Source organism: Mesorhizobium sp. B4-1-1 (assembly GCF_006439375.1).
GTDB lineage: Bacteria > Pseudomonadota > Alphaproteobacteria > Rhizobiales > Rhizobiaceae > Mesorhizobium.
In genome coordinates this window covers 358,210-365,406 of sequence record NZ_VFTH01000005.1, presented here as the reverse complement: position 1 = coordinate 365,406, position 7,197 = coordinate 358,210, and the positions used below count along the sequence as shown (strand labels likewise).

At 63.5% G+C, this 7,197-nt stretch carries 4 protein-coding genes; 3 read left to right on the top strand and 1 reads right to left on the bottom strand.

What is annotated here, in order from left to right; genetic code table 11:
• Positions 1-74: 74 nt before the first annotated feature.
• A complete protein-coding gene (locus FJW10_RS10315) occupies positions 75-1,736 on the bottom strand; it encodes a Na/Pi cotransporter family protein (protein ID WP_140900004.1) in 1,662 nt (553 codons plus the stop codon).
• A 363-nt stretch (positions 1,737-2,099) separates the two neighbouring features.
• Between FJW10_RS10315 and FJW10_RS10310 the strand changes: the two genes are divergently transcribed.
• From FJW10_RS10310 to rpoD, 3 genes are all read left to right on the top strand, one after another.
• The gene (locus tag FJW10_RS10310; protein ID WP_140900003.1) at positions 2,100-2,462 is read left to right on the top strand and encodes an RcnB family protein; all 363 of its coding nucleotides are present in this window, start codon (positions 2,100-2,102) and stop codon (positions 2,460-2,462) included.
• 136 nt (positions 2,463-2,598) lie between these two features.
• Entirely contained in the window at positions 2,599-4,542 is a 1,944-nt protein-coding gene (gene dnaG, locus FJW10_RS10305; protein ID WP_140900002.1) for a DNA primase, read from the top strand.
• A 429-nt stretch (positions 4,543-4,971) separates the two neighbouring features.
• Complete coding sequence (gene rpoD / locus FJW10_RS10300) at positions 4,972-6,999, top strand: RNA polymerase sigma factor RpoD (protein ID WP_140640674.1); 2,028 nt, start codon at positions 4,972-4,974, stop codon at positions 6,997-6,999.
• Positions 7,000-7,197: the final 198 nt, after the last annotated feature.

Sequence of the window (7,197 nt, the reverse complement as noted above, 5' to 3'; positions counted from 1 at the left end):
AAACTATCGAGGCAGCCGAATGCAGCAACTACTTCGCAAACTCCGGATACGCATCCGTCAAAACGTGAAAGACTCTAGCTCGCCTTCAGCCGCGAGCCGCCAAGCAGGCCGCGCTCCTCGAGCACCGGATAGGCGATCGAGGCAAGCAGCGAGTTGATCTGCTTCAGGTCGCGGATGGTGTCGAGGTGGATCGAACTCGTCTCGACGCTTTTGGCGGTGCCTTCGCGCAGGCGCACGAAATGGCTGGCGCTGGTTTCCTTCTCGCGCTCGCGCAACTGGTCCTTCTCGAGCACAAGCCGACATGCGGTTTCGGAATCGCGCGAGACCAGGACGTTGAAAGCCAGCCGCGCGTTGGCAAGCACCGAGGAGTGGAAGGCGCAAAGCTCCTGCCAGCCTTCCGGCGTGAATTCCAGGCCGCGCTCCAGCTTCTTCCTGACATGCACCAGCATGTTGCGCACGATGATGTCGCCGACCTGCTCCAGCTTGACGCAGGCGCCGATCAGCTCCTGGCACCGCAATGCCTCGTCCTCGGTCAGCGGATTCCTGGTGATCTTGGCGAGATAGAGCTTGATCGCGGCGTGCTTCCTGTCGACGCGGTCGTCGAGCGCGGCAAGCGCCTTGATCTTGGCGGGGTCGGCATCCTCGTAAAGCTCGATGATGCGCTTCAGCATGATCTCGACCGTCTCGCAGACCCGCACTACCTCACGCGTCGCATTGGCGAGCGCCTGGCTCGGCGTATCGAGGGCGCTCTCGTTCAGCGCCGACAGCTCGACGACCTCGAGCGCGGCCGGTGGGGGCTTGCTGCCCAGCGCCACGATCTTTTCGGAAGCGCGGTAGACGAGGCCGGCCAGCGGCAGTCCGGCCAGCAGGATCAGCACGTTGAACAAAATGTGGGCGTTGACGATCTGATCCGGTGCGGTCTTGCCGAGGAAGGCGACATCCGGCTTGAAGGTCATGATCAGGACCAGCATGATCAGCGAGCCGAGGCCGCGCATCAAAAGGTTGCCTATCGGCACGATGCGCACCTCGCGCGGCGCCGACCGCGTCAGCATCGGCGCGATCAGCGACGAGCCAAGGTTGACGCCAAGCACCAGCACCACGCCGAGCTCCGGCGTGATCAGCCCGCGACCCGCCAGCGTCGCCATCAAAAGGACCGCGGCGATGCTCGACTGGAACAGCCAGGTGACCAGCGCAGCCAGGAGATAGGTGGTGATGGCATCGCCCGAGAAATAATTGATGATCAACGGCATCAACTGGCTGTTGCGCAGCGGTTCCGACGCCTGACCGATCATCTCCAGCGACAGGATCAGCAGGCCGACGCCGATCAGGATACGGCCCAGCTGCCGCCAATCGCGCCGCTCGGTGGCCATGAACATGACCGTGCCCGCGATCAGGCAGAGCGGCACCAAAAGCGTCAGGTCGAAGGTGAGCAGCTTGACCACCAGCGCCGAACCGATCTCGGCGCCGCGCACTGCCAATTGCCCGGCGGCGCCCGAAACGATGCCGGCGCCGGCGAAGGAGCCAACCAGCAGCGTCACCGCGGTCGAGCTCTGCAGCGCGATCGCAAGCCCACAGCCGGCCAGCACCGCCATGACCGGATTGCGCATGGTGGCGCGCAGCCGGTGGCGCAGCACGTCGCCATAAGCGCGCTCGACGCCTGTCTTCACCATGCGGGTGGCGAACAGCATCAGCGCCACCGCCCCGGCAAGGTGCAGGAGGACGACGGAGCCGCTCACAGCCGACCTCGCGGGGTGGCCGCGGCAATGCGTGGAGGAGGACGAATCTCAATCATTTCAATGCGTGGAAATATACCAATTAAGATTAGCCGAATAATAGATTTTTCTGATGCGATGATAGTCTCGGCTCGATGGCGCATGTCGGAAATGAATGGCGGAAACATTGGTTGCATGTGCCTGGCGGCTGCGCCTTCGCTCGGAATGAAGCGATGCCGGGACGGCACGACCGGCGCGATCCAAAGCCTTGTTGAAGCAGGCTCTGCAAGCATCGGAAACCATTACAGAATTGTAATTTTCATGTTCAGTTTCGGTTCATCCATTGGCGGCTATTCCTCTGCCTATCGACAACAAGGAGTACTGACCATGAAGCGTCTCATACTTTCCGCCGTCACCGCCTCGATGCTGGCCGCCTCGGCCTTCTCCGGCCAGGCAGCACCGCTCGCCCAGGCGAGCGCGCCGCAGTCGAACTACACGCAGGTCGACTGGCAGAAGCCCGGCAGGCATGTCGACAAGCGCGTCATCGTCAAGAAGAAGGTGGTAAAGCGCAGCCATTGGCGCAACGGCCAGAGATATTCCAACTGGAAGCGTCACCAGGCGGTCCGCGACTGGAACCGCCATGGCCTGCGCCGCCCCGGCCCTGGCCAGGAGTGGATCCGCGTCGGCAACGACTATGTGCTGGTCAGCATCCTTTCCGGCATCATCTTCGGCGCGATCGCCGCGCAGTAATCCACGGCAATCCCGAAATTCAGAAGGCGGCTTCTCGGCCGCCTTCTTTTCGTCTGTGAAAAGCGGGTACGATGGGCCAGACGGAGTCGCCGTGCCCGGGCGGCTTGATTATATGGAGGGCAAACGAGTTTCCCCGATGCGCTTTCCGCCCGCCTTCCTCGACGAGATACGCGACCGCGTGCCGATTTCGCAGGTCATCGGCACGCGCGTCGCGTGGGACAGGAAGAAGACCAACGCGTCGCGCGGCGACTACTGGGCCTGTTGCCCGTTCCACGGCGAGAAAAGCCCGTCCTTCCATTGCGAGGACAAGAAGGGTCGCTACCACTGCTTCGGCTGCTCTGTTTCTGGCGACCATTTCAAGTTCCTCACCGAACTCGACGGCATGAGCTTTCCCGAAGCGGTCGAGAAGATCGCCGAGATGGCCGGCGTGCCGATGCCTGTGCGCGATGAAAGGGAAGAGCGGCGCGAGAAGGAACGCGCCAGCCTGACCGACGTCATGGAGATGGCGACCACCTTTTTTCAGGACAGGCTGCAGGGAGCGGAAGGCGCCAAGGCGCGCGCCTATCTGCGCGACCGCGGCCTGACGCCGGCGACGCAGCAATCCTTCCGGCTGGGCTATGCGCCCGACAGCCGCAATGCGCTCAAGGAACATCTTGCCGCCAAGGGCGTGCCGAAGGCCGACATCGAGGCTTGCGGCCTGGTGCGGCATGGCGACGACATCCCGGTCTCCTATGACTGGTTCCGCGACCGCATCATGTTTCCGATCCCGGATTCGCGCGGCAAGATCATCGCCTTCGGCGGGCGGGCGCTGGCGCCCGATGCTCTGGCCAAATATATGAACTCGCCGGAGACCGAGCTCTTCCACAAGGGCAACGTGCTCTACAATTTCGCCCGCGCCCGCAAAGCTCTCGCCAAAGGCGGCACGGTGATCGCGGTCGAAGGCTATATGGACGTGATCGCGCTGGCGCAGGCCGGCTTCGAGAACGCCGTGGCGCCGCTCGGCACGGCGCTCACCGAGAACCAGCTCGAACTTCTGTGGCGCATGGCCGGCGAGCCTGTGCTTTGCTTCGACGGCGACCAGGCCGGGCTGAAAGCGGCCTGGCGCGCCGCCGACCTAGCGCTGCCGGCCGTCCAGCCCGGGCGCTCGGCACGCTTTGCGCTGCTGCCGGAAGGCAAGGATCCGGACGACTTGGTCAAGGCCGACGGGCCGGACGCATTTCGCGCGGTGCTTGCCGATGCGCGACCACTGGTCGACCTGTTGTGGATGCGCGAGACCGCGGGCGGCGTCTTCGACACGCCGGAGCGTCGGGCGGAACTGGGAAAGAGGCTGCGTGAGCTCGCGAGTCGTATACGCGACGAAAGCACACGCTATCACTACCAACAGGAAATGCGCGAGCGGGAGCTGAGCTTCTTCGGCTCGCAGCGCGGCCCGCGGCAGGGCCGTCAGGATAGCGGCCGACCAGGCGAACGCGGCCAAGGCAAGGCCCCGGCGCCCGGCGGACAGTTCGCCAAGGGCGGAGGCGGGCGCATCGCGATCAGCGAAAGCCTCGGCAAGTCGGCGCTGGTCAAGCGGGGCGAGGGGATGTCGGTGCGCGAGGCAACGATCATCGTGGCCCTGGTCAACCATCCGGCGCTGATCGACGAGAATTTCGCGCATGTCGAATTCCTCGACCTTGCCAATTCGGATTTGCTGAAGCTCCATGCCGCCATCCTCGACGCGATGGCGCATGACGCGGCCGACGAGCGCGGCGCGGTCATCGCCACCATCGAGCGCGCCGGCTGCGGCGGCATCTGGGAGCGGGCGGTGGAACTGATCAAGCGCGCGCGGCAGTGGCCGGCGCTGGAGACCGCAGCGCTCGACGATGCCCGCGACGCCTTCAACCAGGCGATGCACTTGCAGCGCAGCGCCCGCACATTACATAGAGAGCTGAAACAGGCGCAGGCGGCGCTCGATGCAGACCCTTCGGACGAAAACTTCCGGCATCTGGTCGAGATTCAAGCGCAATTCAACGATGTGCAGGCAACGGAAGCGCTGATCGAAGGGTTCGGCGTTTTATCGGGCAGGGTTGGCCGCGTTTAGGGCCGAACACCTCCATTGGACGTGAAGTGGAAATGCGCAGCGCGTCGAATCGACGCCTCTAAGTCGGGTAATTGATTCGCTTTTTTCATGCGAATCATGCCAGAGGCGCTTGACCTTCTGGCAGATTGGCGGAATCAGGTCGATTCGAAACGTTAACCCATGCCCCGGCGTCGGCGGGAAATTCGAGCGATGTGAGGGCACTGGTGACAACTGGACAGGCAGAGTGCCCGCTCCAGATATCAGGGTTAATCTGGACTTAATGCATGTCGCCCAAAAGTGGAAACCGGTTTGGGACAGCGACATGCACAAAACAAAAGAGATGACGCGGTTGCTGGGCCGATGAAAAGCGTTCTGGCGCGAGCGCGTCCAGCATAACCGGTACGGCAGTTTACGCGGCCTCGATATTCGGCCGCTTGGAGACGACAAAGAATGGCGACAAAGGAAAAGGAAGAGGTCGAGACCGAACGCGAAGGCGCCACCGATGGCCCCCTGCTCGACCTTTCCGACGATGCTGTCAAGAAGATGATCAAGGCCGCGAAGAAACGCGGCTATGTCACGCTCGACGAGCTCAACGCGGTGCTGCCCTCGGAAGAGACGGATCCGGACCGCATCGAAGATATCAATGCGATGCTCAGCGACATGGGCATCAACGTCGTCGAGGACGACGAGGTGGGCGAGGAGACCGAAGCCGAGCCGGCCGCCGACGCCGAGGAAGACGCCAACGAGCTCGCCGAGCAGACCGGCACCGCGGTTGCCGCCACGACCACCAAGAAAGAGCCGACCGATCGCACCGACGACCCTGTGCGCATGTATCTGCGCGAGATGGGCTCGGTCGAGCTGCTGTCGCGCGAGGGCGAAATCGCGATCGCCAAGCGCATCGAGGCCGGCCGCGAAACGATGATCGCGGGTCTGTGCGAAAGCCCGCTGACCTTCCAGGCCATCATCATCTGGCGCGACGAGCTCAACGAATCGAAGATCCTGCTGCGCGAGATCATCGACCTCGAGGCGACCTATGCCGGCCCCGAGGCCAAGCAGGCGCCCGTCGTCGAACGCGTCGAGGAAGCGCCCAAGCCCGAAGAGAAGCCGCGTGGTCGCGCGGCGGCGCGCGAGGAAGAAGACGACATCACCAATGTCGGCGGCGACACGCGTGGGCTGGAGGAAGAGGAAGACGACGAGGACGAGGCGAGCCTGTCGCTGGCCGCGATGGAAGCGGAACTGCGTCCGCAGGTGATGGAGACGCTCGACGTCATCGCCGACACCTACAAGAAGCTGCGCAAGTTGCAGGACCAGCAGGTCGAGAACCGCCTGGCCGCGGCCGGCACGCTGTCGCCCAGCCAGGACCGCCGCCTGAAGGAGCTGAAAGACCAGCTGATCAAGGCGGTGAAGTCGCTGTCGCTCAACGCCGCGCGCATCGAGGCGCTGGTCGAGCAGCTCTATGACATCAACAAGCGCCTGGTGCAGAACGAGGGCAAGCTTTTGCGCCTCGCCGAAAGCTATGGCGTGCGCCGTGAGGAATTCCTCAGGGAGTATCAGGGCTCGGAGCTCGATCCCAACTGGACCCGTTCGATCGCCAACCTGACCTCGCGCGGCTGGAAGGAGTTCACCAAGAACGAGAAGGATGCGATCAAGGAGCTGCGCGCCGAGATCCAGAACCTCGCCACCGAAACGGCGATCTCGATCCTGGAATTCCGCAAGATCGTGAACCAGGTGCAGAAGGGCGAGCGCGAGGCGGCGATCGCCAAGAAGGAAATGGTCGAGGCGAACCTTCGCCTGGTCATCTCCATCGCCAAGAAATACACCAACCGCGGCCTGCAGTTCCTCGACCTGATCCAGGAAGGCAATATCGGCCTGATGAAGGCGGTCGACAAGTTCGAGTACCGCCGCGGCTACAAGTTCTCGACCTACGCCACCTGGTGGATCCGGCAGGCCATCACCCGCTCGATCGCCGACCAGGCGCGCACCATCCGCATTCCGGTGCACATGATCGAGACGATCAACAAGATCGTGCGCACCTCGCGCCAGATGCTGCACGAGATCGGCCGCGAGCCGACGCCGGAGGAACTGGCCGAGAAGCTCGCCATGCCGCTGGAAAAAGTGCGCAAGGTGCTGAAGATCGCCAAGGAGCCGATCTCGCTCGAAACGCCTGTCGGCGACGAGGAGGATTCGCATCTCGGCGACTTCATCGAGGACAAGATGGCGATCCTGCCGATCGACGCGGCGATCCAGGCCAATCTGCGCGAGACGACGACGCGCGTGCTTGCCTCGCTGACGCCGCGCGAGGAGCGCGTGCTGCGCATGCGTTTCGGCATCGGCATGAACACCGATCATACGCTGGAAGAAGTCGGCCAGCAGTTCTCGGTCACCCGCGAGCGCATCCGCCAGATCGAGGCGAAGGCGCTGCGCAAGCTCAAGCATCCGAGCCGGAGCCGTAAGCTGAGAAGCTTCCTCGACAGCTGAGCGGACGCAAACATACCAAGACCCAAGGGCGCCTCCGGCGCCCTTTTTGCGTTTCGGGCTGCCTCTCATGCCGCCTTGCCGGCTTTGCCCGACAGGAGGATAATTCCGAGGTCGGATGCATTTGTGGGCGACAAGCCGGATGCCCGCCCGGCGTCGGCCATCAACGGCCAGACGCCCGCACCGTGGCGCCGGAGGGAG